Source organism: Kitasatospora sp. NPDC057015 (genome assembly GCF_042673745.1).
Lineage (GTDB): Bacteria > Actinomycetota > Actinomycetes > Streptomycetales > Streptomycetaceae > Kitasatospora.
The window spans coordinates 1-26,846 of sequence record NZ_JBHUSG010000006.1 but is presented as its reverse complement, the minus strand read 5'-3'; the positions used below and the strand labels follow the sequence as shown (position 1 = coordinate 26,846).

Below are 26,846 nucleotides of genomic sequence, written 5' to 3'. Positions count from 1 at the left end.
GGACAGGCCCTAGGTGAGTGGGTGCCCGGTTCAGGACGTGTCAGTGGGGCGCGGGCCCGGCCGGTCAGGCGGTGTCGGGCCAGGGGAATCCGAGCTCCTGGGCGCGCTCGCGGCTGCCGCCGCACAGCTGTGCGTAGGACTTCGGGTCCACTTCGGCCAGCCGTTGCAGGGCGGCGGCGGCCTGTGCCTCGGGCGGGGTGCCGTCGTCCGGGATGGCCCAGCGGAAATGGAGGGGACTGTCGGCTCGTTCCGGACTGCCGGAGGCCAGCCCCGGCACGTACCAGAAGGCCAACACGGCGGTGTCGGGGTCGTCGAAGCCACTGCGGATCCAGCCCAGGCCTGCATCCCATCGGCTCAACAGGTCCGGCTCCTCGATCAACCTCGCCTTGATCAGGCGGGCGATGGTGCGGGCCGGCCAGGACCAGGTACGGTCGGTCTCCGCCCTGACGATCTCCGTGTCGTAGGCGGAGGCGTCGAACCGGTAGGCGGGCAACTCCGGTGCCGGATCGCGGGAGCCTGGCATGGTCTGCCGCCAGCTCTCCCACACCACCGCGTCCGCGTCCCGCCGGATGGTGACGTAGAGCGCGCCACAGCATCCCTCGGTGCAGTAGGCCTCGGCGAGTTGCACCTCGCGCGGCTCCACCTCGGCCCGCAGCCGTCCGTCGCACAGCAGGTGGTCGGGGCTGTGGGCGAGTCCGCGGCCGAACGCGGTCGGAACCACCGGGCGGCCTTCGATGAGCACACGTGCTTCGACGGGTCCGCGGTCCGCTGGGTCTCCGGCCACCACCTTGATGCGGAAGTCGGTGAGCGTGGCCGGGTGTTCGAACGGCCGCCGTCCGGTGCGGCGGATCCAGTCGACTCGCCGTCGCTGGTCCGCGTCGTCTCCGGTGGCGGCTGCCTGCGCCCATCGGGGTTCGGCCAGCAGGCGCCCGAGCGATTCCAGCAGGGCCGCGCGCCGTCCGGGCAGCCAGTCCAGCAGTACACCGGTGCCGCTGCTCAGATCCAGGGCGAGCGACAGCAGCATGGCGGCGTTGTCGAGGGTGGGTGGCAGCAGTGCGGCCCGGCTGACCACGCTGTCGTACACACGGAGCACGTCGCGGCAGGCCAGGAGGTCGGTCGGGTCGTCGTGCGAGCACCCCATCCGCACGAGCAGCCGGCCCGCGCGAGCGAGCAGGTCGGTGTCGGAGGGGTGGTCGTCGAGGAGGTCGGGCAACCTGGAAGCCTCCGCGATTCGGCGGGCGACCGTACCGTCGACGAAGGGGAGTGAGGTCGGGAAGGAGACCAACTCCTCTCGCACGGAGGGACGGTGACCGGTCCACAGGGTGCGGACGAGCGGCTCCAGTTCGTCACGGCGGGCGTAGACCGCGAGCCACAGGACGGCCGCGGACCGGTGATCGAGGACGTCGAGCGCGTCGACCGCGGGGCCGGTGAGGTCGCGGAACAGGCCGAGAACGGAGAGGTGCGGGACGTCCTCGGGTGTGCCGAGGTGGCTCAGCAGGGCGATGCCCGCGGTGACGGTGGACGCGGTCGTACCGGTTCGGACCAGCCTCCGTCCCAGCGTGCGGGCCGTGTCCGCCCGTTCGGCCGGCAGTGGCAACCGGGCGACGGTGGAGTGGACCAGGTGTCTGTGACGATCGTGGATGCCGAGTCGTTCGAAGCGGCGGTGCAGGGTGGCGGGATCGTCCGGGAACGGGCTGAACGCCTCCCGGACGGCATGCGTCGCCTCGTCCCGGGAGAGTGGATCCTCGCCCGTTGCGGTCTTCCGGGGCAGGGGGTAGCCGCGCCGGGACGGGAATCCGTCGGGGGACTCGCGCAGCAGCTGGCGCGCGTGTTCGTACAGAGCGGTCGGCACAGTGAGCGCGCTGCGCTCTTCCCGGGCGCTCACCGGGTGGAGTGGGACTCGATTCCGTAGGTCATGAGGGCAGCCTGCCAGCCGGTCGGTGCCGTGTCGAAGGAATTCGGGGCCGGGTCGTTAGGTGAGCCGGCGGCAGCGGGTGAAGGCCGCGGGGCGATGCTGGTGAAGGCTACGACGGGTCTGGCCCGGCGTTCATGGCAGCGGTGCGACGGGAAGCCGTTCAGTACCTGCGTCTGAACTTCAGACGCACGTTTGCCCAGGTCGGGAATCGAACAAGACTGAGGGCGGAGCTTGGCTCCGCCCTCAGGCCAAAGATTTCGGATGGAGCGGTGTTTCGTTGGACGGGCGTTGGTCCGATTCTTGGGCCCCGCCCGTTCGTGTGCCGGTCGGCGCGTCAGCGGGTGAGGATGACGCGCTGGCGATTCCACTGCTCAGTGGTGGCGGCGGAGAGCATGAAGTCGGCGACGTCGGCGCGGTTGATCTTTCCCCCGATGCGGCCGGTCGCACCGTCCAGGGGCATGATCTTGTAGCCGTCGGCTCCGCTGAGGGGGCCGTTGCCGAGCATGACGGGCAGGGCGACGGTCCAGTCCAGGCCGCTGCGGGCGATCCGGTCGTCGGCGGAGCCCTTGTCTGCCATGAGCTTGCCCATCAGCAGTTTCGACGCACCGGCCTGGAGGCGGGACTGCCGCTGCGCGGTGGCGCCGGCGCCGAGGGCGGAGAGCCAGACCAGGCGCCGTACGCCGGTGGCGGCCAGGGCTTCCAGGACGGGGCCGACGGTGCGGGTGGCGAGGGTGGACTTGAAGTCCTTGCCGGGGCCGAGTGCGGAGATGAGGGCCTGGCTGCCTCGGGCGGCCTTCTCGATGTCCGCCGCGGACGTCGCTTCGCCGGTGACGACGGTGAGGCGCGCGTCCTCGCGCTGCGGCAGCCGGGCGGGGTCGCGCACCAGGACGGTGACGTGGTGGCCGGCGGCGAGGGCCTGCCGGAGGATCTGCTGACCGGTGGGGCCGGTGGCTCCGAGGACGGCGAGTTGCATGGTCGGGTCTCTCCTGCTGTCTGCGGGCGGCCTCGGACGAGGCGGAAGCGGGCACGGGCCGGTAAAGTGAGCGCACGCCCACCTTTATAGTGAGCGCGCGCTCATCTTTTCGCAAACGGCACTGGCAGCCCAGGCCGCGACAGCGCGACGGAAGGCAGGAGAGAAATGCAGGACAAGCCGCTGCGCGCCGACGCGCTGCGCAACCGCAGGAGGATCCTCGACAGCGCCCGGGACCTGATCACCCGGTTCGGCGCGGACGTCCCCACCGACGCGATCGCCCAAGCCGCCGGCGTCGCCCCCGGGACCCTCTACCGGCACTTCCCCGACAAGGCCGCGCTCATCGACGCGGTCCTCCTGGGAGCCGTGGAGGAGCTCGGGCAGTTCACCGAGGACGCCTGGGCCCGGGTGGAGAGCGGCCGGGCCCAGGCGATGGCCGAGTTCCGGGCCCTGACGGCCCGTTATGTCGAGCACGCTTCCTGCGATCGGGCCGTTCGAGCCGCCGCCGACCGCTTCACCGAGGAGTACCGCTTCACCGGCGACCAACTCCAGCGCGTGACCGACGCCGGACGCAACCTCCTCGCCCGTGCCCAGGCCGACGGGGACATGCACCCCGACATCACCATCGAGGACGTCTTCCTGCTGGTCCACACCGCGCCGGCCGACGCCGCCCCCGCCGTCCGGGATCGCTGGCTGGCCCTGATACTCGCCGGATTCGCCGCGGGCAACCGCCCCGGCCCCGCCCTCCCGGGCTGACGCCGCCGGACGGGTCCTCCCGCTCCTGTCCGGGCCCCGCGGGACAGGGCAGCTTCCCACCGGCGGCGAGACCCCTACGGCCGGCGGGCAAGGGGGCGGCAGAGCGGCCGTCTTCCGGCTGGATCCGGGTGGAGGTCTCCATGGAGACCTCCACGGTCAGTCCCGTTGGGCTTCGCGGGAGGCCGGCTGGCCGGAGCGCCGGGCCTGACGCTGGGTGATGCGCCTGGTCATCAGGGTGATCGCGGCCCAGGTGATCAGTGATTCGGAGTGCTGGACCAGCCGTTCGTAGTCGCGCGCGTGCCGACGGGCGTGCATCACCCAGGCATCGGTCCGTTCGACCACCCAGCGCCGGGGCAGGACCACGAAGCCCTTCGCGTCCTTGGGCCGGTTCACCGTCTTGACGGTGAGGTTGAGGTACTTCTTCGCCCAGGTCACCAGCTGTCCGGCGTAGGCGGAGTCGGCCCAGACGATGGTGATCTCCGGGTGCATCAGCCGCAGCCTGAAGAGGACCTCCTTGGCCGCGTTGCGGTCGGTGACGTCTGCGGGGGTGACCATCACGAACAGCGGCAGGCCCTTGGTGTCGACCACCAGGTGCCGCTTGCGGCCGTTGATCTTCTTCGCCGCGTCGTAGCCGCGGCTGTCCTTGCCGACGGTCTCGGCGGCCTTCACCGACTGCGAGTCGATGATGGTGGCGACCGCGCCGGGCGCGCGTCCCATGTCCCGGCGGACCCGGGCCCGGAGCTGGTCGCGGATCTGCCCGATCACCCCGGCCGCCGCCCAGCGGGCCATCCGGGCACTCCACCCGGCCGACGCCGCTCAGTTCGGCCGCCACCCGCCTGCGCAACCGGCGGTCCACCCGCCACTGCCTGGCACGACACGCCGTCGAGCAGTAGAAGGTGCCGAGCGGCACCTCCGACCTGAGCCGTCCGCCGCAGCTCCTGCACCACCGCTCCCCGGCCGGGCCGTTGTCCTTGGACACCGACCCAGGCCAGGGCTCCAGGCTACCCAAAACAGGGGTTCAGGCACAGGTACTCAAACAGGCGACCATCCTCGTGGTGATCACTTCCTGACCCAGGGCATCTCCGCGGACCCGGTGGGCTGGTGGGGCTTGACGCCCCACTCCGCACCCCAGTCCCTGCCGCTCCAGTCGGAACCGGGTGTCCACAACGGTCGGGCCGGTTCGCCCCACTTCTCCGGGTCCGGTCGGATCAGCAACTCGTTCTCGTGGGCGTAGGTGCGGGTGATTACGGTTGCCACGAACTCGGCGAAGCCGCCGTCGAAGTGGTCGAGCCTCCCGTCGCGGCCTTCCCCGAAGACGGCCACCGGCCACTGTTCCGGGTCCGAGCCGGTGGTCAGCCAGCAGCAGTAGACATGGTTGGTGTTCATGGCCCAGGGCAACAGCCCGCCCGGGTCCGGGAACACCGGGGTGAACTCCTGGCTCCAGAACTCGTCCTCGACTTCGACCTGCTCCCGAAAGTCGTTGTCGGCATCGAAGCGCCACCTCGCCAGGCCCCCCGGCATGCGATCACTGCGGGAGTCCTCCGTCAACGGGAGCAGGCCCCACTCACCGTTGAAGTTCACCGTGCCGTACAGGTCGACGAAGGCCCGGTAGTCCGAGGGAAGTTGGATGCCCAGCTCCGCCGGCGCCAGCTCCCACGGGACCCGGGCCGGCGTGTACACCGGCTCTCCCATGATCGCCCGCAGCCGCGCCCAGGACTCGGTCATCGCATTCCCCTCTCGTCTGCCGTCGGCTCGTCAGAGGCAGCAGACTAGACGAAGACCCCGACACGGCACCGCACCGCGGTCACCCCCGGGCAGACGGCGGCGTCCATCCGGGCCGGCCGGGGTCTTCGTCCGGTGCGGAGCGGCCGCTCAGCCCGTCGTCGGCCCGGCGGAGCGGGCGAGGACGGTGCCGGCGTGGAAGAGCCAGTGGGTGGCGCGTCGTTGGGCGTCGGTGTCGTCGTGGGCGAGTGAGAGCAGGGTGAGGGCACGTGCGTCGGTGGAGTCGCCGGCGACGATCCGCACCGGTACACAGGCGCGTTGCGCGCGGTCGATCACCTCGCCGACGGCTTTGCCCTGGAGGCTGGTGGCGTCGTAGCGGCCTTCGCCGGTGATGACGAGGTCGGCGTCGGCGAGGGCGTCGTCGAGGTGGAGGAGGTCGGCGACGGCGGTGGCGCCGGGGGTGATGGTGGCGTTCCAGGCGGCGGTGAGTCCGTAGGCGGTGCCGCCGGCCGCGCCGGCACCCGGCTGGTCCGGGTCGCCGCCGAGCAGGCCGGCGAAGCGGCCCAGGCCGCGTTCCAGGAGGGCGGTGTCGGCGGGGCCGGCGCCCTTCTGAGGTCCGTAGACGGCGGCGGCGCCGGTGGGGCCGAGCAGGGGGTTGGTGACGTCGGTGAGCAGGTGGACGCCTCCGGCCGGGGCGGGGCGCAGGCGGGTGCGGTCGATGGTCGCGGCCGTGACGAGGGCGCCGCCGCCGTCGGGCATGTGGGATCCGGAGTGGCCGAGGACGCGCAGGCCGAGGGCGGAGAGGAGTCCGGTTCCGCCGTCGGTGGAGGCGGAGCCGCCGAGGGCGATCAGGAGTCGGGTGGCGCCGGCGTCGAGGGCGGCGGCGACGGTCTCGCCGGTCCCGCGGGAGGTGGCGGTGAGCGGGGCGAGCCGGCCCTCCAGCAGGGGGAGTCCGCTGGCGGTGGCGAGTTCGACGACGGCGGTGCCGTCGGGGAGCAGGGCGTATCGTCCGGTCACGGGCCGGCCGTCCGGTCCGGTGCAGTCGGGGACCTCGTGCAGGGTGGCTCCGGGGTGGGCGGTGGTGACGGCGTCGAGGGTGCCCTCGCCGCCGTCGGCCATCGGGAGCTGTACGAGGTCGTCCCCGGGGCGTACCGAGTGCCAGCCGTCGGCGAGGGCCCGGGCGGCTTCGGTGGCGGTGGCGGTGCCCTTGAAGGAGTCGGGTGCGAGGACGATTCTCACGGCGCGGCCACGTGGGCGAGGTGGCGTTCGGTGATGGTGCGCAGGGTCTGGTCGCCGGGGGTGTCCCAGATCTGCTGATTGAAGATCTCGACCTCGATCCAGCCGGTGTAGCCGGCGTCGGTGACCTGGTCGGTGAGGGTGCGGAAGTCGATGTGGCCGTCGCCGACGTGGCCGCGTCCCAGGAGTGCGTCGGCGGGCAGTGGCAGGGTCCAGTCGCAGACCTGGTAGGAGGCGATGCGCCCGGATCGTCCGGCGCGGTCGATCTGTTGGGCGAGTTGGGGGTCCCACCAGAGGTGGTAGCTGTCGACGACGACGCCGACGTGGGCGGTGGGGTGGGGTTCGGCGAGGTCGAGGGCCTGGCCGAGGGTGGAGACGACGGCGCGGTCGGCGCAGAACATCGGGTGCAGTGGTTCGATGGCCAGCCGTACGCCGAAGTCGCCAGCGTGCGGGGCGAGTTCGGCGATCATGTCGGCGACGGCCTGGCGGGCTCCGGCCAGGTCGCGACTTCCTGCGGGCAGGCCGCCGACGACCATGACGAGGGTGTCGGTGCCGAGTTCGGCGGCTTCCTCGACGGCCTGGAGGTTCTCGGCGAGGGCTGCCCGGCGGTCCTGCGGGTCGGTGGCGGTGAGGAAGCCGCCGCGGCACAGGGAGCTGACGGTGAGCCCGGCGTCGCGGCAGAGCTTGGCGGAGCGGGCGAGGCCGGTTTCGGCGACCTTGTCCCGCCACAGGCCGATGGCCGGGATGCCGGCGTCCACGCAGCCCCGGACGGCCTCGGGGAGGCTCCATCGCTTGGTGGTGATCTGGTTGAGGGAGAGGCGGGTGAGTCCGGTCACGGTGCCGGGCTCCTTTCGGGCAGGGAGGAGGAGGGAAGGGCGGGTGGCCGCCCGTCGGACGAGGGGAGGCCACCCGGGGTGGAGCCGGGGCCCTCAGCCGGTCGGGGCGGCGACGGCGAGGAAGCGTCGCATCCGGTCGGCGGCGAGGTCGGGGTCGGCCAGGATGCCGGCGGTGTCGGCGAGTCGGAAGAGCTCGATCAGGTGGGGGACGGATCGGCCGCTCTGGGCGCCGGCGACCATGGTGAAGTGGTCCTGGTGCCCGGCGAGCCAGGCCAGGAAGACCACACCGGTCTTGTAGTGGAAGGTCGGTGCGGCGAACAGGTGCCGGGCCAGCGGCACGGTCGGTGCGAGCAGTGCCTCGTACCGGTCGAGGTCGCCGGTGTCCAGGGCGTGCAGGGCGGCGGCGGCGACCGGGGCGATGGGGTCGAAGATGCCCAGCAGGGCGTGGCTGTGGCCGAGTTCGTCGCCGCGGATCAGTTGCGGGTAGTTGAAGTCGTCGCCGGTGTAGAGCCGCACGCCGGCGGGCAGGGCCCGGCGCAGGGCGATCTCGCGGTCGGCGTCCAGTAGGGAGATCTTGATGCCGTCGATCCGCTCGGCGTGCTCGGTGATGAGTGCGAGGACGGTGTCGGTGGCGCGGTCGAGGTCGGTGGAACCCCAGTAGCCGGCCAGGGCCGGGTCGAACATCTCGCCGAGCCAGTGCAGGATCACCGGCCGGCGGACCTGGCCGATCAGTCGGCCGTAGATCCGGAGGTAGTCCTCCGGGCCCGCGGCGCAGGCGGCCAGGGCGCGGCTGGCCATCAGGATCGGTTGCGCGCCGGCCTGCTCGACGGTGGCGAGCTGCTCCTCGTAGGCGGCGGTGATCGCGTCGAGGGTGTGGGGGCCGGGGGAGAGCTGGTCGGTGCCGGCACCGCAGGCGAGCCGGCCGCCGACGGCCCTGGCCTCGGCGCCGGAGCGGGTGATCAGCTCCTTGGTGGCGGCCCAGTCCAGGCCCATGCCGCGCTGGGCGGTGTCCATCGCGTCGGCGACACCGAGGCCGAGGAACCACAGGTGGTGGCGGAAGGCCAGGGTGGTGTCCCAGTCGACGGTGGCGGGTGCGCCGGGGGCGTTGTGGCCCAGCGGGTCGGCGACGACGTGGGCGGCGGCGAAGACGGTCCGGGCGGCGGAGGGGCCGGCGGGGAGGTCGAGGTGTGCGGGTTCGGCCATTCGGTGGGGGCCGAAGCCGGGCAGGTGCAGCTCGGTCATCGGAGCTCCAGCGCGGGCACGTCGAGGCGGCGGCCCTCGCGGGCGGAGCGCAGGCCGAGTTCGGCGAGCTGCACGCCCTTGGCACCCTCCAGCAGGTCCCATCCGTAGTCGGCGCCGGTCACCACGTGGCGCAGGAACAGCTCCCACTGGATCTTGAAGCCGTTGTCGAACTCGGCGTTGTCGGGCACCTGCTGCCACTGGTCGCGGAAGGGCTCGGTGACGGGCAGGTCGGGGTTCCAGACCGGCTTGGGGGTGGCGGCGCGGTGCTGGAAGCGGCAGTTGCGCAGTCCGGCGACGGCGCTGCCCTCGGTGCCGTCGATCTGGAACTCGACCAGTTCGTCGCGGTCGACGCGCACCGCCCAGGAGGAGTTGATCTGGGCGGTGATGCCGCCCTCCAGCTCGAAGATGCCGTAGGCGGCGTCGTCGGCGGTGGCCCGGTAGGTGGTGCCCTGCTCGTCGACGCGTTCGGGCAGGTGGGTGGCGGTGTGGGCGTAGACCGAGCGGACGGGGGCGACGATGTTGTCCAGCACGTAGCGCCAGTGCGGGAACATGTCGAGGATCATGCCGCCGCCGTCCTCGGCGCGGTAGTTCCAGGAGGGGCGCTGGGCGTCCTGCCAGTCGCCCTCGAACACCCAGTAGCCGAACTCGCCGCGCACGGAGAGGATGCGGCCGAAGAAGCCGCCGTCCACCAGGCGCTTGAGCTTGAGCAGGCCCGGCAGGAACAGCTTGTCCTGCACGGCGCCGTTGCACACCCCGGCCTCGCGGGCGAGGGCGGCCAACTCCAGCGCGGCGTCCAGGGATTCGGCGGTGGGCTTCTCGGTGTAGATGTGCTTGCCGGCGCCGATCGCGGTGCGGATGGCCTGCTCGCGGACCTGGGTCAGCTGGGCGTCGAAGTAGATCTCGGCCAGCGGGTGGGCGAGCGCCTCGTCGAGGGAGGTGGTCCAGTGGGTGAGGCCGTGGCGGTCGGCGAGGTCCTTGAGCTTGTGCTCGCTGCGGCCGACCAGGATGGGTTCGGGCCAGAGCACCTCGCCGTCGCCGAGCGGCAGGCCGCCCTGTTCGCGGATGGCCAGGATCGAGCGGACGAGGTGCTGGCGGTAGCCCATCCGGCCGGTGACACCGTTCATGACGATGCCGATCACTCTGCGGGGCATGGTGGCTTCCTTGGGTTCGCGGCGGGATGCGGGAATATTGGTAAGCGCTTTCCAGAGGGTACGTTACGAGCATGCCGAACCCGAGGTCAACCACCCGTGCCAAGCGCTCCAGCGGAGCCGTGACCCTCCAGCGCGTCGCCGAGCGCGCGGGGGTCTCCATCGCCACGGCCTCGCGGGTCCTCCACGGCGGGCCCCGCACGGTGGGTGAGGAACTCCGCCGCAAGGTGGAGGGAGCCGCGCAGGAGCTCGGCTACGTGTCCAACGCTCCGGCGCAGGCCCTCGCCCGGTCCTCGACCTCCGTCGTCGGGCTGCTCGTGCACGACATCGCGGACCCGTACTTCTCGGCCATCGCCGCCGGTGCGATGCGCGGCGCCAAGCGGCACCGGCTGCTGGTCATGATCGCCGCGACGCTCGGCGACCCCGAGCTGGAGATCGAGTACGTGCGCAACCTGCGGGCCCAGCGGGCGCGGGCCCTGCTGATCGCGGGAAGCGGCGTCGTCGACGACGAGCTGACGGAGCGGTTCGCGGCGGAGTTGGACGCGTTCCGCGCGGACGGCGGGCGGGTGGCCTGCATCGGGGAACGGGGAATCGAGCCCTTCGTCCCGCTCGACCACAGCGGCGGGGCCGACCGCGCGGCGACCGAGCTGTGGCGGCTCGGCCACCGCAGGATCGGCGTGGTCGCGGGCCCCGCGGGTCTGGTCACCGTCCAGCAGCGGCTGGCCGGGATCCGAGCGGCGTGGTCCCGACTCGGCGGTGAACTCCCCGACAGCAGAGTGGTGTTCACGGACTTCACCCGGGCGGGTGGGCGGGACGCGACGCTCGGACTGTTCGCCGCCGAGCCCGGCGTCACGGCGGTGCTCGCCCTCAACGACATCATGGCGGCCGGGGTGCTGACCGCGCTCCAGGACGACCTCGGAAGGGTTGTCCCGGACGAGGTCTCGGTCATCGGGTTCGACGACGTGCCGTTCGCGGTCGATCTCCGGCCGTCACTGACCACGGTCCGGCTGCCGCTGGAGCAGGCCGGGGAGCGGGTGGTCCAGCTGATCGCGGACGGCGCCACCCCGGCGCGGCAGGCGCCGCTCGGCGTGGCTTTGGTGACGCGCGGCAGCACCGGCCCGGTGGGCGGCACGGGTACCGGCACGGGCACGGGTGCCGGCACGGACTGAGGCGATCGGGCGCGGCGGGTGGCCGTGGCCGTGGCGTGCGCTGTGCGGGGGGTGGCCGGTGTGGCCGGTGCGGACGTCCGGGTGGACCCTAGCCGGCGGCCCACGCCAGTGCGCCGGGCAGGATCTCCTCGACCGGGGGGATGCCCGGGTACCAGGTCCGCTCCCACTCCAGCGACACCCAGCCGTCGAATCCGTCGAGCAGCCTGCGGGCGGCGGACAGCGGGACGGCGCCCGTCCCGAGTGGCACGGGCGTCGTGTCGGACGCCGAGACCGCGTCCTTGATCTGTACACAGACGATGCGGTCCCCGAGCCGCCGCAGGGTCTCCGCCGGCTCCTCGCCGTGCCGCCAGGGGTGCAGCAGGTCCCAGATCGCGCCCGCTCGCGGGGCGCGATCCAGCAGGGCTGCGACGGCGGCGCCGGTGGGCAGCGAGTCGTGCGTCTCGACCAGGACGCGTGCTCCCTCGTCCGCGACGGCGGCCAGTCTGCGCGTCCCGGCGGCGAGGTCGTCCCCGCCGGGGAACACCCGGACGAAGTCCGCCCCGAGGTCCCGCGCGAGGCGCAGGTCGGCCCGCAGGGCCTCGATCACCGGGCCGTCGTCGCCCGGTTCGCAGATCCGGACGTACCCGGACAGGCAGAACGGCGCGAGGTCGCCCAAGGTCCGTACGACCGCGGCGCGTTCGGCGGCGTCCAGGCCGGCGTGCACACCGGTGTCGGGGTGCAGGCGCAGTTCCAGCCCGTCCAGGCCGAACCTCCGGGCCAGGTCGACCGATCCGGACAGGGGCACGCCCGGCGTGCCCAGCGTGCTCAGTGCCAGTCGCATCTCGGACTCCAGGGTTGACGGCGGACCTGCGATGGATGGTGCCGTGCCGGCGGGCGGGCCGGCTCTCTGGGAAAGCGGTTACCGGTCAAGTCCGACCCGCGGGAGGCAGTCCGCCGGTGCGGCGCCGCGCTTCGTCGCGGGCGCCGAGCGCGGGTCGGCGCAGCACGGAGGAGCCCGTGGTGCGCCGACGGCGCCGTCCCGCCGAGGGCGTTGCCCTCACGGACCGGCCGGCACCTCCTCCAGGCTCCAGCGGAGGGCGCCGACCGGTCCCAGCGCGCTGACATCGATCTCGAGCCGGGTCAGCCGCTCGCCCCACACGTCGCGCAGCAGGGGATCGTCCAGCGGGCGCACCGTCGTGGAGCACGGCAGGTCCGCGGGCTCCCAGCTGATCCGGACGGCTCCCGCACCCTCCAGGGCCGTGACCACGGCGTGGCCGGGGCCGGTCCGCACCGTGCCCGCGACCATCAGGTGCACCCGCGTCCCCTGCGGGCCCGGGCACGGGTCCATGGTCCACGACTCGCTGACGCTGACCCGGCCGTCGCGGCGGTCCAGACGGGCCTCGCGCCGCCAGCCGGCGACGTCCGAGCGCGGGTAGGCACCGGCGATGTCCAGCGCCAGCGCGGCCCCGTCGTCGTCGGTGCGGACCTCGACGTCGCGAGCGGCGTACTGCGGACCGACCGCCTGGGCGGTGTCACGGATCTCCGGCACGCTGTGCCACGAGCTCTGCATGGTCCAGATGTCGTACCGGTCCGGCCCGAAGGTCTGCGCCGTGTACGTCGGGCGGCCGGGATCGACGACCACCGGTACGCCGCCGAGTGCCACGACGACGGCGCCCACGTCGTTGTGGTTGTGGTGCTCGCCGTTGTGCCCGCCCTTGACCGCGAGGGTGAGCCCCGCCGCCGTCCCCGGCGCGCTCCGCGCAAGGAAGACCTGCGTCGACGGCAGCCAGACGTCCCGCGGCAGCGGGGGTGCGGCCGGTGCCGCACCGATCCAGGCCGGATCGGTCAGGGCCCGCAGCAGGCGTCCGAGCCCGCCCTCCTCCCGTGCGACGGGTGCCTGCGGCCGGCGCTGGGCCGCGGCGTGCGCCTCCGCCGTCCTGTCCCCGGCCCGTCGGGCGGCGCGGTGCAGGGCGTCCCAGGGTTGCTCGGGGGAGACCCGGGCGGCGCTGTCGGCGACGTTGAAGTACCAGTCGCCGCCCAGGTGCATGCGGTGCGGGAAGCCGATCGTCGCCCGGACCGGGCCGGTCAGGTCCCCGCCGAGGGCGCCCCCGCTCGCGTGGTGCAGTACGTCGAGGGCCTCCAGCGCCCGGCAGGCGCCCTGCCACCAGTACAGGAAACCCTCGTCGATGGCGCCGTCCGGCGGGATGGACGCGAGGTAGCGGTCCAGCCCTCCGACGGCGAGGTCGACCAGGCGGGTGCGGGGCTCGCCGTCGGCCATCAGGGCCAGCCCCGCGGTCAGTACGTTGCCGTGGATCCAGGCGCTCCAGTTGTGGACGTCGCCGTGCAGGCCGAGCCAGTGCCAGTCCCGGCGGGTGGTGAACGGCGTCAGCACCCGGTGGTCGACCTCGTGGCGGATCCGGGCCCGCAGGCCCGGGTAGCGCTCGTCGAGCCGGCTGCCGAGAAGGTGGTCGATCCAGGCCAGTTGGGCGGCGACCTCGCCGGCTCCGAGGTCGAGGTACGGGCGGGCGAGGTCCGGCACCACGGCGCCGCGGCCGAAGGTGTCGTCGTGGGCGGGCCAGCACCAGGTGCTCTGCTCGCACAGCAGGGTGACGCCGTCGGCGACCTCGTCGAGCCAGCGGGCGTCCAGGGTCGCCGCGGCCATGACGGCGGCTCGGCTGAGCCGGTGCTGGCGGGCGAACACCGCGCTCTCGTAGCCGGCGCGGTCCCCGTCGCGGGCGTAGCGGGCGAAGCCGCTCGCGAGCGGCAGCGGCCACGGCGCCGCGAGGTCGTCGTCGGCACGCTCCCGCAGCCGGCTCAGGGTCGGCCGGTCCAGGTGGGCGGCCGACCAGGTCGTGCGGTCGTCGGCCGGCGGCAGGGGCAGGGAGGCGGCCGGATCGGCGAGCAGCCCGGCGCTCGACCTGCGTGCGCCGGCGCCGCCGGGCGGCGTGTTCGACATGGTGCTCCTAGTTGGGGGGTGGAACGCCCGCGGCGACGGTGCTCCGTCGCCGACGGGTGTTGTTCGGTGGCGGTACGGGGTTGTTCGGTGGCTGTACCGGGTCAGGTCCGGGGGCCGGCCCGTCGGGGCCGGCCGGCGGTGAGCGGGGCGAGGGTGTGGCGGGTGTTCACCCACACCAGGTAGAGCGCGGGTGCGGGGAGCAGCAGCAGGCCGACCGCGGGTTTGACGGCGATCACCGCGAGGAGCACGCCGAGCACTGCGAGGTTGACGAGGGCGAGGTGCCACGCGCGGACGGACAGGTACGCGGCCGCGAGCAGCGCTCGCGCCGGCAGCTGTCGACCCGCGGCCAGCACGGTCGTCGTCACGGTCACGACCAGGGCGATGAGCAGCACCAGCATCGGGGTGACCGCGCCGAACGCCGTCCCGGCCGCGAGGCGCAGGTCGACGACCAGCACGACCACTCCGGCGGCCGCGGCCGCGGCGATGCCCAGGGAGCGCGTGAAGCCCGTGCGGTAGGCGGTCCAGAAGGCCCGGCCGGTGCGCTGCGGATCGTCGTCGAACGCCTCGAACGCGGCGAACGCCGCGGTGACGGCCGGCCCGCAGAGCGCCGACACGCCGGTCAGGAACGGCCAGGCCGCCAGCGGCGAGGCCGTCACGGTGAACGCGACGACGACGGGGAGCCCGGCCACGAGCAGGCAGAGGTTGACGCGCAGCCCGGCGTACACCGTGGTGAACACGGTGTCGTACGGCAGTCCGGTCTTCTCCCGCATGCCCGCTCACCCCTTCATGCCGGAGGTGGCGATGCCCTGGATGAAGTAGCGCTGCCCGAGCAGGAAGATGGCCAGGATCGGCAGGACGGACAGCACCGAGCCGGTCATCATCATGGCGTAGTCGGCGTCGAACTGGCCGATGAACGACTGCAGTCCCAGCTGGATCGTCCAGTGGTCGTTGCTGGTGAGGTAGATGAACGGCCCCATGAAGTCGTTCCAGGTGTTCACGAAGGTGAGCAGGGCGAGGCTGGCGAGCGCGGGCTTGGACAGCGGCAGGATGATCCGCCACCAGATGCCGTACTCGGTCAGCCCGTCGACGCGGGCGGCCTCGCACAGTTCGTCGGGGAGCGTCAGGTAGAACTGGCGCATCAGGAAGACGCCGAACGCGCCGAACGCCTGCAGCAGGATCAGCGACCAGTAGGTGTCGGTGAGTTCGGCCTTCTGCATCAGGATGTACTGCGGGATCATGTACGCCTGCCACGGCAGGGCGATGGTGGCGATGTAGGCGAGGAACAGGACGTCGCGGCCGGGGAACCGGACCTTGGCGAAGCCGTAGGCGGCGAAGCTGCCCGTGAACACCTGCAGCAGGGTGATGACCGTGCTGAGGAGGACCGTGTTGCCCAGGTACGTCGTCAGCGGGATCCGGCTCCAGATGTCCGCGAAGTTGCTCCACCGGACGGTCTGCGGGATCCACTGGATCGGGACGGTGAAGACCTCGTTGTTGTGCTTGAGCGAGGAGCTGACCATCCACAGGAACGGGACGAGGACGGCCGCGGCGGCGGCGAGGAGCAGCAGGTGGGCGGCGAGGCGGCCGATCACGGCGGTGGCGCCGCGCCCGGGCCGGGCCGTGCGGGTGGTCGTCGTCATGCGTTCCTCCGCTTGTTGAACCAGAACTGGGTGAGCGTGAGGACGAGGACGAGCAGGAACAGGACGACCGAGATCGCCGATGCGTAGCCGAACTCGCCGTCGACGATGCCCTTCTGGTAGATCTGCTGGGACAGGACGCGGGTGGCGCGGCCCGGTCCGCCGCCGGTCATGACGACGACGAGGTCGAAGATCTTGAAGCTCTGGACGGTCAGCAGGATGAGGACCAGGAACGTGGTCGGCCGCAGCCCGGGCAGGGTGACGGTGCGGAAGCGCTGCCAGGCGTTCGCGCCGTCCATCTCGGCGGCCTCGTACAGCTCCTTGGGGATGGACTGCAGGCCGGCGAGGAAGAGGATCATGTAGTAGCCCATGTCCCGCCAGGCGCTGGTGATGATCACCGCGGGCATCGCCCAGGTGGTGCTGCTGGTCCAGCCGGGTGCGTCCGTGACGCCGAGCAGGTGCAGGAACTGGTTGACGGGCCCGGACGCGGGGTTGAAGAGCATGTTCCACACCATCGCGACCGCGACCATCGAGGTGATGTAGGGGAAGAACGCGGCGGCGCGGAAGAAGGCGACCCCCGCGACCTTGCGGTTGAGCAGCAGTGCGAGGCCGAGGGAGGCGAGCACGGTCAGGGGGACGTGCCCCGCCGCGTAGTAGAGGGTGTTGCGGAGCGCGACCTTGGTCGAGTCGTCGCGCAGCAGGTGGCGGAAGTTCTCCAGCCCGATCCACCGGGGCGTGTTGTAGGAGTCCCAGTCCGTGAAGGCCAGGGCCATCGCCGCGATCACCGGGATGAGGGTGATCAGGACGAAGCCGAGGAAGTTCGGCAGGACGAAGCTCCAGCCGACGAGGTGGGCACGCCACCGGGACGGGCCGCGCGCGGCCGTCGTCGTCGACGGGCATCCCGGGCAGGGCGAAGTACGCCTTGCGGGTCTCGTCGGTCATCAGTGCGGGCACCACTCCGATCGCGGTGACGGCCTTGGCGCCCTCCGGGCCGGTGGCGAACTCGACGAACTTCTGCGCCGCGGCGGTGTGCTGGGCCTTCTTGTTGACGGCGAAGGCGGTCGGCGAGCCGAAGGTGGTGACGCCGGAGGCGCCGGGCCGCTGCGGCAGCGGCGCGAGTGCCCAGTCGGCGTCGGTGGTCCCGGCCTGCTTGTCGGCCAGGAGCTTGGCGATGAACCAGCTGCCCATCGGCAGCATCGCGGCCTGCTTGTTCTCGAACACCGACTGGTAGCCGCTCTTCTGGGTGGTCGCGGTGCCGAAGTCGATCGTCGCGCCGGCGTCCTGGATCGCGAGCGCCGTCCGGTACTGGTCGGCGAGGAAGCCGTAGTCGCCGCCGATCAGGTCTCCGCCGCTCTGCGCGGCCGCGACCGCCTGCACGACCGAGCGCCAGGTGTGGTGGTAGGTGCCGTACACCTTGCCCTGGCCGGAGCCGGAGGTCAGCGACTTCGCCAGGTCGGCGTACGCGTCCCAGGTGAGGTTCGTCGGGTAGGGCTTGCCGGCGGCGTCGAAGAGCTTCTTGTTGTAGTAGAGGAGCCAGAAGTCCTGGCGGTAGGGCAGCGCGTAGTACTTCCCGCCGTCCTGCTTGAAGGCGTCCAGGCCGTTGAGCTTCGCGCCGGTGCCGGAGGTGGCGAGCGGGGTGAGGTCCTTGAGCTGGCCGCGGCCGGCGTAGCGCGCGTAGTCGATGACGTTCTTCATGGTGATGACGTCGGTGGTGTCGCCGGCGGCGAGCATCGTCGTGATCTTGGTGGGGTAGTCGGCGGCGAGGATGTCGACCGGCTTGACGGTGATGTTCGGGTTCGCCGTGTGGAAGGCGTCGAACAGGGCCTTGAACTCCGGGGTGGTGGCCATGTTCCAGACGCTGACGGTGAGTTCGACGGGGCCGCTGTCGGCGGCGTCGGTCGGGGCGGAGCCGGAGCCGCACGCGGCCAGCGTGGCGGCGGCGGTCGCGGCCGCGCAGAACGCGAGGAGACTTCTTCTGTTCACGGGGGTTCTCTTCTCGGGTGAGGGTGTGTTCTCAGGTGGCGTTCGCGGGCAGCGCCGCGACCGTGGTGGAGCCGTCGGGCCAGCTGACCGTGACGACCGGTGCGGTGTCGGGGCCGGATATCCCGGCGTGCGGCGGAGGGTGTTGACCGCCGCCGAGGGTGAGGGCCGCGACGGTCCAGACGTGCGGGCCGGGCCTGGTGCGGAGCCAGGGCGTCGCCGTCCAGGCGCCCAGCGGGGTGGCGTCGTGGGCCTGGTCGACACCGGCCTCGGTGAAGCCCGCCAGACCCACGACGGAGGAGGTGTGCGCACCGACGACGCTCGCGGCCGTCCCGTCCGCCCGCGTGGCCGGCGGCTCGTCGGCGGTGATCGGCCAGCCGCCGACCCGCAGCGCGGCGACGTCGGGCCAGCCGGGGGCGTCGGCCGGATCGACGTGGACGCACCGGATCTCCCAGGCGCCGCGCACGATCGAGACGGTCGTGACGACCGCCGCGTCCAGGGCCGCACCCGGCCGTCCGGAGCCGTGGTCGGGAACCGTCCGGTCGGGGTCGACCCAGTGGCAGCGTGCCCGCGAGGCGAGAACGGCCGCACCGCCGGGTTGGGCCACCGCGAGCCGCTCGAACCCGGTGCGGTGGGTGGCGCGGCCGGCGGCGTCGAGCAGGGTGACGCACTGGTCCAGCGGCGCGTCCCAGCCGTCCTCGGACAGCAGCGGGGCGGTCGCGGTCGAGTACGCCAGGCGGGCGTAGAGCGGGGAGTCGCCCACGCGGTCGCCGGGCCCGGCGGCGTCCGTGCCGTGGTTGTGGACGCGGACGACGCCGTCGGAGCGGGTCGCACTCACGATCCAGCCCGGGGCGGCGATGACGGCCGACTGGTCGGCCTGCTCCACGGGCAGTGGCTCCTCGGTGCTCGTCCACACCGGGTGGTCGGCCGGCAGGGCGAGGCCCAGCAGCCCCTTCGCCGCCCAGTAGGGCGAGCCGGGGCCCGAGTAGCGCTGGGCCAGCCGCCGCCACGGGTGGTGCCAGCCCAGGGTGAGCAGGCCGTCCTCGCCGGGAGCGCCGTGGTCGGCGAAGTGCTTGACGATCCCGACCGCGGCCCGGCGCAGCTGGCCGGGCCGCAGTGCGGTGCTCCCGGCGTACGCGGCGGTCCAGAACGGCGCCGCGGCGGCGAACCGGTAGGTGAGGCTGCGCCCCTGGACGAGCGGTGACCCGTCGGCGCCGACGAGGCGGACGGCGTCGAGCAGGAAGCGGTCCAGGCGCTCGGTGTGGCGGGGCAGGCGCGGCGCCGCGAACCGGTCCGCCCCTGCCATCCGGCTCCACAGGATCGGGTACAGGTGCAGGGCCCAGCCGCCGTAGTGGTCGTAGCTGCGGTTCCCGCCGTCGCGGTACCAGCCGCCCTCGCGGGCGAACGACTCGTGCACGGCCAGGTCGGACTCGATGTCCTCGGGCGACCACGGACCGCCGACGGAGGCGAGGAACTGTTCGACGACGATGCGGAACCAGACCCAGTTCGTCCGCGGGTAGCCGGTGTCGCCGACCACCTGGGCCAGGTAGTCCACGACCCGCTCCTGCACGCCGGCGTCGAGGCGGTCCCACAGCCACGGCCGGGTCAGGTCGAGGATCAGGGCGATCGACGCCGCCTCCACCTTCGCCTGACCGTGCTCGCGGGGGGTCACCCAGCGCTCGGGCGACGACGGGTCGGTGCCGGCGGCGATGCCGCGCGCGTAGCGTTCCAGGAGGTCGAGCGGGTCGTGGCCCTGCTCGCCGGCCACGCGGAAGCCTGCGAGGAGGAAGGTTCGGGCGAATCCCTCCAGCCCGTCCACCGCGGTGCCGTAGCCGCCGGGGGCGCCGGGCGGTGTGATCAGGGCGTGCGTGGGCGAGGCGTGCCGGGCGGCGGCCAGCAGCAGGCGGTCGGCGAGCCCCGCGACGTCCGGTCGGGTCCAGCCGGTGTGGGGGGATATGTCGGGGGTCACGCGCTCACCGCCAGGGCCTCGCGGGTGACGGCGTCCAGCGGCGGCTCGCCGTGGAGGTGGCGTTCCAGCTCGTCGAGCGCCCGGCCGCTCATCCGGCGGGTCTCCGTACCGAGGGATCCGGCGATGTGCGGTGTGATCATCACGTTCGGCAGGCCGGCCAGCCGCGAGCCCACCGGCAGCGGTTCGGGGTCGGTGACGTCGAGGATGGCGTTGAGGCGGCCGGTGGCGCACTCGCGTTCCAGGGCCTCGGTGTCGATGACGCCGCCGCGAGCGGTGTTGATGACGGTCGCGCCGTCGGGCAGCAGGTGCAGTTCGCGGGCGCCGATCGCGTGCCGGGTCTCCGGGATGCCGGGCAGGTGGAGGGAGAGGATCTCCGAGCGGATCAGGAGCTCGTCGAGCTCCACGAGCCGGCCGCCGGCGGCGGCGACCGCGGCCGGCTCGGCGTAGGGGTCGCTGACGAGTACGTCGGCGGTGTCGAGGGTGCGCAGGCGGTCGACGACGCGGCGGCCGATCCGGGAGAACCCGACGATCCCGACGGTGCGTTCGTAGTTGGACAGGTCCTCGCGGTGGCCGACGGCCTGCCAGCCGACGGGCTCCAGTCGCGACTGGGCCGCGAGGACGTGGGCCTTCTTGCCCGCGAAGATGATCGCGGCCAGGGTGTACTCGGCCACGGGGGTGGCGTTGGCCTCCGCGGCGCTGGTGACCAGGACGTCGCGCTGCCAGAGCGCGTCGGAGACGATCGGTCGCACGCTGCCGGCGCAGTGGAACACCGCGCGCAGTCGTGGTGCGGCGTCGAGCCTCTCGGCGGTCAGTGGCGGGCAGCCCCAGGAGGTGACCAGCACCTCGGCCTCCGCCAGGCGGGCCCTGGTCCGCGGTTCGTCGAGGTCGTCGGACCAGACCGGCTCGCCGAGCTCGGCCAGCGAGGCCAACCGGCGCAGCTGGTCGGGACCGAACTGGACCCGGTACGTGTCGTGCCGCATGACGAGCAGTGCCTGCGGACGATGGCGCATGTGCTCAACCCCTCTGGATTCCTCGATCAACCAGACGAGCGTTTCTGTCTGATTATGTTCATTCGATCGGTGACAGGGAGTAGACCGCATGGGAGGGCTGCTTCGCAAGGCTTCGTTTCCGGTCTGTAACGCGACTCGCGTAGAGTGAAGGTGAGCGATTATGATCGAACAGTCGCCTGGGGGTCACCGCACCGCACTGCATCGCACACCATGGACAATCGGAGGTGCCCCCTGGCCCAGGGACGCAACGTCGAACGACCGAGGAGGCGCGCCGTGACCGAGCCCGAGTCACCCCTGCTACCCGAGCAGCGCCGCGAAAGCGTGCTCTCCGAGCTGCGCGCGCACGGCACCCTGCGGGTCGCCGACATCGCCCGCGCCCTGGGCGTCAGCACGGTGACCGTCCGTCGGGACGTCGCGCAGCTCGCCGCCGAGGGCGTGATCGAACGCGTCCACGGCGGCATCCGGCTGCCGCGGCATGCCGTCACCCAGCAGCCGTCGGCCGCCGCGGTCGAGGACTCCGGTACCGCGGCTCTCGGCGAGGCCGACCGGTCGCCGGTCGGCATGGTCGTACCGTCGCTCGACTACTACTGGCCGCAGATCATCCGCGGGGCCCGCGACGCCTCCCCCGACGCGGGCGTCCGCATCGTGCTGCGCGGATCGTCCTACGAGGACGTGGACGACATCCGCCGCCAGACCGGCTGGCTCCTGGAGACCGCCGGCATCCGTGGTCTGCTCATCGCACCTCCCACGACCGGCGAGGCGGCCGCCGAGCTGATCGGCTGGCTGGCCGGCCTTCCCGTCCCGGTCACCTTCGTCGAGCGCACCGCCACCGTCGGGCCCTTCGCGGAGCACGTGGAGTCGGTCACGACCGACCACACCTTCGGTGCGGGCCTGGCCATCCGTCACCTGGCCGCCGAAGGCCACCGCAGGGTCGGCTTCCTGGCCCCCGCGACCAGCCCGACCACCCTCGCGGTCCGCCGCGGCTGGCACGAGACGGCCGTCGAGATGGGTCTGGACCTCGACGGGATCCCGGAAGCGATCACGCCCGACCACCGCGACCCCGCCTGGAACGACCACCTCGACACGTACCTCGACGACTGCCTGGCGACCGGCACCCGGGCAGTCCTGGTGCACTCCGACCGGGAGGCGATCTCCCTGGTGGCCCGCTGCCAGGAACGCGGCATCGACGTCCCGGGCGACCTCGCCGTCGTCGCGTACGACGACGAGGTCGCCGGCCTGGCCGACCCCGCGCTGACGGCGGTCCGCCCGGCCAAACCCGCCCTCGGCCGGACCGCCGTGCAGCTGCTGGCGGAGCGGATGCGGGAAGGTGCGGACCGCCCGGTCCACCGGATCCAGATCAGCCCGCAACTGGTGATCCGTGACTCCAGCGTGGCGAGCCCCGGGGTACGTCGGTAACGGGTGGCGCCGTGGTCCGGGGATGAAGGGCGCAGCCGTCGGCCCCGGACCGGCCGGCCGTCGGAGGCCCGCACCTGCTGACCGGGATCGGCCTGCGCGGGATCGGCGCGGGCCCCGGCACTCCCGTACCCGCCGCCACCTCGCGCAGGGCGCGCGCACGGCGGTCCGTCCGTATCGGGTCGAACGGGTCGTACCGTAGGTGGATCTCCCACTGCGGCCGCACGGCTGCGTCGGTACGTCGGCCAAACATGCTGTCCATGGCTCACCTGCGAGGTTCGAACGAAGCGGGCCGGGGGCTCGGGACGCCTCCGGCTGCTCCTCCCAGGCAAACAGCGTGATCAGTAGGTATGCAATGGGGGTCACTACGCGCAGTTGCCCCGGTCCGTACGGGCGCGGGTCGCGACGGTCGAAGCCGATGGAGATCGTCCCGGCGTCTGAAGGCGGGTGCGCGCGACGATCTCTGGGAACCGGGGGGCGTCGTTGAGGCCCAGGGCGAAGAACGCCTTCTGCGCGAGTGTTCCCACGTGGGCGCGCCGATCCTCGGTCCGGCGGTTGGACGCCACCGTGCCGACGGCGATCACGGTGGCGCCCGTGTGAGCGAGGCGGCCTGATCATCGGGTAGCCCACCGGCCCCGGCGGGAGCCGGTGATTCCATCCGACTCCGGGTGAGGCCGGTGCCGGGGGCGAAGGGTACGTGGCCGGAGTTACGCGCTGAGGAGCTCGTAGACGGCCGTGGCGCCCGTGACGGCGTCAGGCGCTTCGACGGAGGAGTACTCGTCGTGCACGAGGAAGGGCGGCCGTCCTCCTGGGCGGCATTCCAGCGTGATCGGTTCGGGGTTGGTCACCATGCGGATGAGGAACCAGTCGTCGTCGTCCGTCCGGTGCTCCTCCGCCCTGCGCTCGACCACCAGATTCGGCACGCGCTCGCGGACGAGTCGGAGGAGGTCGTCCAAGGGGCCGCCGGTGGCGTGCGCCGGTGTCCAGGTGAACGTGTCCATGCGGTGGATCATGGCACAGGCACCCGTGCGTGCGTTGTCGCGCGGGCGTCGGACGTCTTCCACTACAGCGGGGTGAGGATGTCCTGGTGCGCTCCGTCGAGGACGAAGCCGTTGTCGAACCGGACCCGGAGCGTCACCCGACGCCCCTGCTCGCGGTGCGCGACCCAGTGCGGTTCGAGGTCGGCGATCTCCGCCTCCAGGCGCTCGCGGCTCGCCTCGGGCATGGTGTGCCCGTAGTCCTCGAACAGTGCTCGGAGGCGCTGGTACTCGCGGACTTCGTCGCTCTCCGGAAGCTCTCCGTCCACGCGCTCCACGGTGCCTTCGACCCCGGCTCCCAGCGAGAGGAACGCGACGACGGCCCCGTACTCGCCGGCGACCGCCTCACCGATCCCCAGGTCCTCGGCCAACCTGACGCGTCGGCCTTCCTCCAGAGTCATCCGTCCCCAGCCTCCCATCGATCCGGTACCGCCGGCGCAGCCGGCCTGCGGTACCGGCCATTATCCGCCGGGCGCCTCCCGGTGCCGTGACGCGGGGCCAGGGCGAGCGGACCGGCCCGGGCGTCTCCCGTCCACCGTCCCCGGGGTCGCCGGACTGTGCGGCCGCACCGAGGTTCGTCACGGGTGCGGGACACCCGGTGTGGTGGCGGCTCATCCGGACCGGTCCGTCGTCCCCGGCCCGTCGTGGGCGCCGGCGGAGGGGCGGTGGGATGCGGCGCCGGACGGTCAGTAGAGGACTTCGAGGAGGGGGCGGTCGCCGCTGGAACCGGAGCGGGAGGTGAGGGTGACGAGCTGGTCGGGATCCGCCTGGGCGAGTGCGACGGTGACCGGCCCGGAGGTGCCGTAGCGGGCGGCGACGTGGGAGGTGACGTCGAGGGGGATCCACTCGGCGGTGCCGCCGACGGGTGCGCCGGCGAGGGCGCTGCCCAGGGCGGGCCGGTTGTTCCAGGTGACACCGGTCTCGGTCCAGGCGGCGGTGACGGCGTAGGCGGTCAGGGCGGCCTGGCTGCCGGCGCTGTCGTCGGTGCGGCCGTTGACCCAGAGCACGGCCCGCCTGGGGGTGGCGGTGACGCCGGAGAGGTCGAAGGAGAGCAGGCCGCGGCGGGTGTAACCGGTGGTGCTGTTCTTGACCACGATCTGGGTGTCGTTGCCGAAGTTGGTGCCGGCGGAGGAGCCGTCGCGGACGTAGGCGTCGGCGACCGGTGCGAGGAGCGCCGAGCGGACCGGTGTCACGGTGGAGCCGGTACCGAAGGTGACGGTGCGGCTGCCGCCGAGGTTGCCGCCGACCTCGGCGATCACCGTGATGGGGTCGAGGCCGAGCACGGAGATGCCGGGGCCGCCGGAGGCGGTCGTGAAGCCCTTGCGGGCGACGGTGACGGTGACGGTGGCGGCGTCACGGGTGGAGTCCGCGACGGCGATCGTCAACCGGCCGCCGCTCTCGCGCACGAGCACCGAGCAGGGCGCCGAGACCGTGATCGGTCCGGCCGTCCCCGCGGTCCAGAAGTTCGCCGCCGTCACGCCGGTCGCGGTGTCGGTGACGGCCTGCACCGAGGAGGTGTTGGCCATGACGGTGATCCCCGGGTTCGCGGCCCGGGAGGCGGTGGCGGTCGCGGTGGCGCCCGGCAGCAGCAGGTAGGCGTACCCGCCGCCGGTGGGGTTGGTGCCGTGGTCGATCCACAGCGTGAGGTAGCGGCGGGTCTGCGGGTCGGTCGGGCCGCGCTTGGAGAGGTCGCTCCACTTGCCGGTGCGCTGCTCGCGCAGGGCCTTGAGGGTGGTGTTCTGCAGCAGGACGTAGCCGGCCTGGCCGGCGATGTTCGCCCAGCCCGCACCCGCGAAGCTCTGCGACCAGCCGAGCGTGCTCGGTTGGGCGGTGCCGTCGACGGTCAGCGTCTGGGTGCCGGCGGCGCCGAGGTTGCGGTTGTCGACCACGGTCTCGACGGGGACGCCGTCGGTGGCGGTGATGCCCGCGCCGAGGCAGACCACGCCGTCGGCGAGACAGAACCAGGACTTGCGGGCGGTCAGGGTGGACTGCACGCCGCGGGTGTCCTGGCCGACGACGGCGAACTCGCCGTCGGTCGCGCCGCCGGCCCAGGTGTTGCCGGGCCGTAGGGCCGGGAGCCCGCCGCCCGCCCCGTCGGCGAGTGCTTTGGTGGAGACGGTGGTGCCGGGCAGCCGGTACGGGTTGACGGTGGGCCAGAACTGGTCGGTGTACTGCCCGCCGTCGCCGGTGGCCGGCCACCAGTAGGCCATGCCGGAGCCGGTGTGCCAACCGCGCTGGTTCTCGCCGACGGAATTGATGTTGCCCTCGTAGAAGGCGACCCGCTGGGAGGACATGGCCAGGGCGAAGGCGAAGCCGGGCCGGCGGTGCACGGATCGGTCCATGCCCCCCAGGATGCGGTGCTCGACCGGTTCGGGGGCGGCGGTCACCGTGCCGTCGTTGAGCACCGCCGCGTAGGCCGCCAGCCGGGGCAGGCTCAGGGCCGGGTCGGCCAGCGGCGGGGAGTAGGCGTCGCGCTGCAGCCAGCCCTTGGCGCGGGCCCGCCAGCGGGCGGCGGAGGCGGCGTCCGCGCAGGCGGCGAGGTCGAGCACCGTGGAGACGGCGTCGCGGCCACGGGTGTGGTCGTCGGTGTTCCTCGGGTCGCCGGGGCTGCCGGAGGCGATGAACCGTCCCGAGACGGTGTCCATCGTCAGGCCGTTGTGGAGATGCGGGGACACGGCGGCGTCCACCGCGGTGAAGACGTTCCGAACCTGCGGGTCGGTCACCGTCCAGGTGGTGCCCTTGAGCAGGGTGAGCAGGGTCGCGACCCCGTCGAGGAGGATCAGGCCGTAGTGGCCGATGTAGGGGATGCTGTCGTGCTGGATGAAGGAGCCGTCGCGGTACAGGCCCTCGCCCGAGACCACGAAGGGGAACACCGGGGACAGGGCGTCCCTGGCCAGGGCGAGCTTGGCGGCGCTCTTGCCGACGATCCCGCGCATCGCGTGGACGAGGCAGTAGTCCACGCGGTTGGCGCCGGTGCTGGAGCCGCTGTAGGAGGCGACGTAGGAGTCGGGGAGGTAGTGGTCGACGGCCGCGACGTAGGTGCTGATCTGCGCGGGGGTGAGCTTGTCGAACATGGCTGCGGTGATGGTCATCGACAGCTGCGGGGAGCCGATCCGCCAGTCCCACCAGTTGTCGTAGGCACTGCCTGTGGGGGTGTAGGCACGGGCGGCGAGCCAGTCGAGTGCGGTGACGATGTCGGCGGCGAGCCCTGCGTCTCCGGTGAGCCCGGTCGCCGGGTAGCGGTAGGCGTCGACCAGTTGCAGCACGCGCCGGTAGCTGCCGGTGACGCGCCCGGAGACCGAACCGATCGGCAGGTCGGGCCAGAGCGAGGACGCGGTCGGGGCCATCGCGGTCCGGATCGCCGCGGCATCCGTGCCGAGGGCGGAGAGCCGCGCGGCGAACGGGGTGTCGGTGGCGGTGAACGAGGGCAGGGCGGTGAAGCGGGCGCGAAGCCGGTCGAACTCGTCACCGGTGGCGAGGGCGGGGAGCGCGGGCAGCAGGAGGGTTCCTACCGCGCCCAGGCCGGCCGTGATCACAAGGCGTCTACGGGACGGATCCATGGTGAACCTCCGGGTGGGGAAGGGCGGCCGCACTCCAGGAGCGCCGGCGAGCGAAACGCCACGAATTCCAGCAATACGATCAGAAGCGAACAGTCGGACACCGTGGGGACTCTGCCGACGTGAGGATGTGGTCGGCCGGGTCCTGCTCGCCCAGGACCCGGCCGCTCGACGCCGTCGCCGAGTTCGACCGGGCACGGGCGCAGCGGCTCGGCCGGGGACGTCAGGCGGGGAGGCCGATGCGGCGTTCGCCGTTGCGGCGTTGCTGGATGGCGACGGCGGTGATGAGGAGGGCGCCTTGGGCGACGTTCTGCCAG

At 72.7% G+C, this 26,846-nt stretch carries 20 protein-coding genes and 2 pseudogenes; 3 read left to right on the top strand and 19 right to left on the bottom strand.

Annotation, left to right across the window (positions count from 1 at the left end; genetic code table 11):
- Nucleotides 1-64 precede the first annotated feature (64 nt).
- The gene (locus ACFTWP_RS07860; protein WP_380263362.1) at nucleotides 65-1,885 is read right to left on the bottom strand and encodes a hypothetical protein; all 1,821 of its coding nucleotides are present in this window, start codon (nucleotides 1,883-1,885) and stop codon (nucleotides 65-67) included.
- Nucleotides 1,886-2,249: 364 nt separating this feature from the next.
- Nucleotides 2,250-2,888, bottom strand: a complete 639-nt coding sequence (locus tag ACFTWP_RS07855) for an NAD(P)-dependent oxidoreductase (protein WP_380263361.1) — start codon at nucleotides 2,886-2,888, stop codon at nucleotides 2,250-2,252.
- 165 nt (nucleotides 2,889-3,053) lie between these two features.
- Between ACFTWP_RS07855 and ACFTWP_RS07850 the strand changes: the two genes are divergently transcribed.
- Nucleotides 3,054-3,641 carry a TetR/AcrR family transcriptional regulator gene (locus tag ACFTWP_RS07850; protein ID WP_380263360.1) on the top strand — a complete coding sequence of 196 codons (588 nt, stop codon included), beginning with the start codon at nucleotides 3,054-3,056 and terminating at the stop codon, nucleotides 3,639-3,641.
- A 210-nt stretch (nucleotides 3,642-3,851) separates the two neighbouring features.
- Here the strand turns inward: ACFTWP_RS07850 and ACFTWP_RS07845 are convergent.
- The 6 genes and pseudogenes from ACFTWP_RS07845 to ACFTWP_RS07820 all read right to left on the bottom strand — a co-directional run.
- Nucleotides 3,852-4,430 (bottom strand): annotated as a pseudogene (locus ACFTWP_RS07845) (IS5 family transposase); the annotation flags it as partial.
- Nucleotides 4,431-4,700: 270 nt separating this feature from the next.
- Nucleotides 4,701-5,366, bottom strand: coding sequence for an SMI1/KNR4 family protein (locus tag ACFTWP_RS07840; RefSeq protein ID WP_380263359.1), 666 nt, complete (start codon nucleotides 5,364-5,366; stop codon nucleotides 4,701-4,703).
- Nucleotides 5,367-5,513: 147 nt separating this feature from the next.
- Nucleotides 5,514-6,602: a glycerate kinase gene (locus tag ACFTWP_RS07835; RefSeq protein ID WP_380263358.1), complete on the bottom strand. Its 1,089-nt coding sequence runs from the start codon at nucleotides 6,600-6,602 to the stop codon at nucleotides 5,514-5,516.
- The gene (locus ACFTWP_RS07830; protein ID WP_380263357.1) at nucleotides 6,599-7,435 is read right to left on the bottom strand and encodes a sugar phosphate isomerase/epimerase family protein; all 837 of its coding nucleotides are present in this window, start codon (nucleotides 7,433-7,435) and stop codon (nucleotides 6,599-6,601) included. Before ACFTWP_RS07830 ends, ACFTWP_RS07835 begins: the two co-directional genes overlap by 4 nt.
- 93 nt (nucleotides 7,436-7,528) lie before the next feature.
- A complete protein-coding gene (locus ACFTWP_RS07825) occupies nucleotides 7,529-8,677 on the bottom strand; it encodes a dihydrodipicolinate synthase family protein (protein WP_380263356.1) in 1,149 nt (382 codons plus the stop codon).
- Entirely contained in the window at nucleotides 8,674-9,828 is a 1,155-nt protein-coding gene (locus ACFTWP_RS07820; RefSeq protein ID WP_380263355.1) for a Gfo/Idh/MocA family protein, read from the bottom strand. The genes ACFTWP_RS07825 and ACFTWP_RS07820 overlap by 4 nt, the downstream gene beginning before the upstream one ends.
- A gap of 71 nt (nucleotides 9,829-9,899) precedes the next feature.
- On the opposite strand from ACFTWP_RS07820, the gene ACFTWP_RS07815 reads away from it, so the two are divergent.
- Nucleotides 9,900-10,994, top strand: coding sequence for a LacI family DNA-binding transcriptional regulator (locus tag ACFTWP_RS07815; RefSeq protein WP_380263354.1), 1,095 nt, complete (start codon nucleotides 9,900-9,902; stop codon nucleotides 10,992-10,994).
- An 88-nt stretch (nucleotides 10,995-11,082) separates the two neighbouring features.
- Here the strand turns inward: ACFTWP_RS07815 and ACFTWP_RS07810 are convergent, their stop codons facing one another.
- The 8 genes and pseudogenes from ACFTWP_RS07810 to ACFTWP_RS07775 form a co-directional block, all read right to left on the bottom strand.
- Nucleotides 11,083-11,814 (bottom strand): sugar phosphate isomerase/epimerase family protein, encoded by a 732-nt coding sequence (locus tag ACFTWP_RS07810; protein WP_380263353.1) that lies wholly within the window; start codon nucleotides 11,812-11,814, stop codon nucleotides 11,083-11,085.
- A 216-nt stretch (nucleotides 11,815-12,030) separates the two neighbouring features.
- Nucleotides 12,031-13,929 carry a heparinase II/III family protein gene (locus ACFTWP_RS07805; protein ID WP_380263352.1) on the bottom strand — a complete coding sequence of 633 codons (1,899 nt, stop codon included), beginning with the start codon at nucleotides 13,927-13,929 and terminating at the stop codon, nucleotides 12,031-12,033.
- 101 nt (nucleotides 13,930-14,030) lie between these two features.
- Nucleotides 14,031-14,699 (bottom strand): hypothetical protein, encoded by a 669-nt coding sequence (locus ACFTWP_RS07800; protein WP_380263351.1) that lies wholly within the window; start codon nucleotides 14,697-14,699, stop codon nucleotides 14,031-14,033.
- A 6-nt stretch (nucleotides 14,700-14,705) separates the two neighbouring features.
- Nucleotides 14,706-15,566, bottom strand: a complete 861-nt coding sequence (locus ACFTWP_RS07795; protein WP_380263556.1) for a carbohydrate ABC transporter permease — start codon at nucleotides 15,564-15,566, stop codon at nucleotides 14,706-14,708.
- The gene (locus ACFTWP_RS07790) at nucleotides 15,563-16,348 is read right to left on the bottom strand and encodes a carbohydrate ABC transporter permease (protein WP_380263555.1); all 786 of its coding nucleotides are present in this window, start codon (nucleotides 16,346-16,348) and stop codon (nucleotides 15,563-15,565) included. Before ACFTWP_RS07790 ends, ACFTWP_RS07795 begins: the two co-directional genes overlap by 4 nt.
- 250 nt (nucleotides 16,349-16,598) lie before the next feature.
- Nucleotides 16,599-17,411, bottom strand: a pseudogene (locus ACFTWP_RS07785) (ABC transporter substrate-binding protein); the annotation flags it as partial.
- A gap of 166 nt (nucleotides 17,412-17,577) precedes the next feature.
- Nucleotides 17,578-19,512 carry a DUF2264 domain-containing protein gene (locus tag ACFTWP_RS07780; protein WP_380263350.1) on the bottom strand — a complete coding sequence of 645 codons (1,935 nt, stop codon included), beginning with the start codon at nucleotides 19,510-19,512 and terminating at the stop codon, nucleotides 17,578-17,580.
- Nucleotides 19,509-20,522, bottom strand: coding sequence for a hydroxyacid dehydrogenase (locus tag ACFTWP_RS07775; protein WP_380263349.1), 1,014 nt, complete (start codon nucleotides 20,520-20,522; stop codon nucleotides 19,509-19,511). Before ACFTWP_RS07775 ends, ACFTWP_RS07780 begins: the two co-directional genes overlap by 4 nt.
- A gap of 273 nt (nucleotides 20,523-20,795) precedes the next feature.
- Here ACFTWP_RS07775 and ACFTWP_RS07770 point away from each other — a divergent pair, with 273 nt between their 5' ends.
- On the top strand, nucleotides 20,796-21,938 hold the full coding sequence (locus ACFTWP_RS07770) for a substrate-binding domain-containing protein (protein WP_380263348.1): 1,143 nt from the start codon (nucleotides 20,796-20,798) through the stop codon (nucleotides 21,936-21,938).
- A 704-nt stretch (nucleotides 21,939-22,642) separates the two neighbouring features.
- Here the strand turns inward: ACFTWP_RS07770 and ACFTWP_RS07765 are convergent.
- From ACFTWP_RS07765 to ACFTWP_RS07755, 3 genes are all read right to left on the bottom strand, one after another.
- Nucleotides 22,643-22,936, bottom strand: coding sequence for a hypothetical protein (locus tag ACFTWP_RS07765; protein WP_380263347.1), 294 nt, complete (start codon nucleotides 22,934-22,936; stop codon nucleotides 22,643-22,645).
- Nucleotides 22,937-22,998: 62 nt separating this feature from the next.
- Nucleotides 22,999-23,373, bottom strand: a complete 375-nt coding sequence (locus ACFTWP_RS07760) for a hypothetical protein (RefSeq protein ID WP_380263346.1) — start codon at nucleotides 23,371-23,373, stop codon at nucleotides 22,999-23,001.
- A 285-nt stretch (nucleotides 23,374-23,658) separates the two neighbouring features.
- Nucleotides 23,659-26,532: a polysaccharide lyase family 8 super-sandwich domain-containing protein gene (locus ACFTWP_RS07755; protein WP_380263345.1), complete on the bottom strand. Its 2,874-nt coding sequence runs from the start codon at nucleotides 26,530-26,532 to the stop codon at nucleotides 23,659-23,661.
- Nucleotides 26,533-26,846 lie beyond the last annotated feature (314 nt).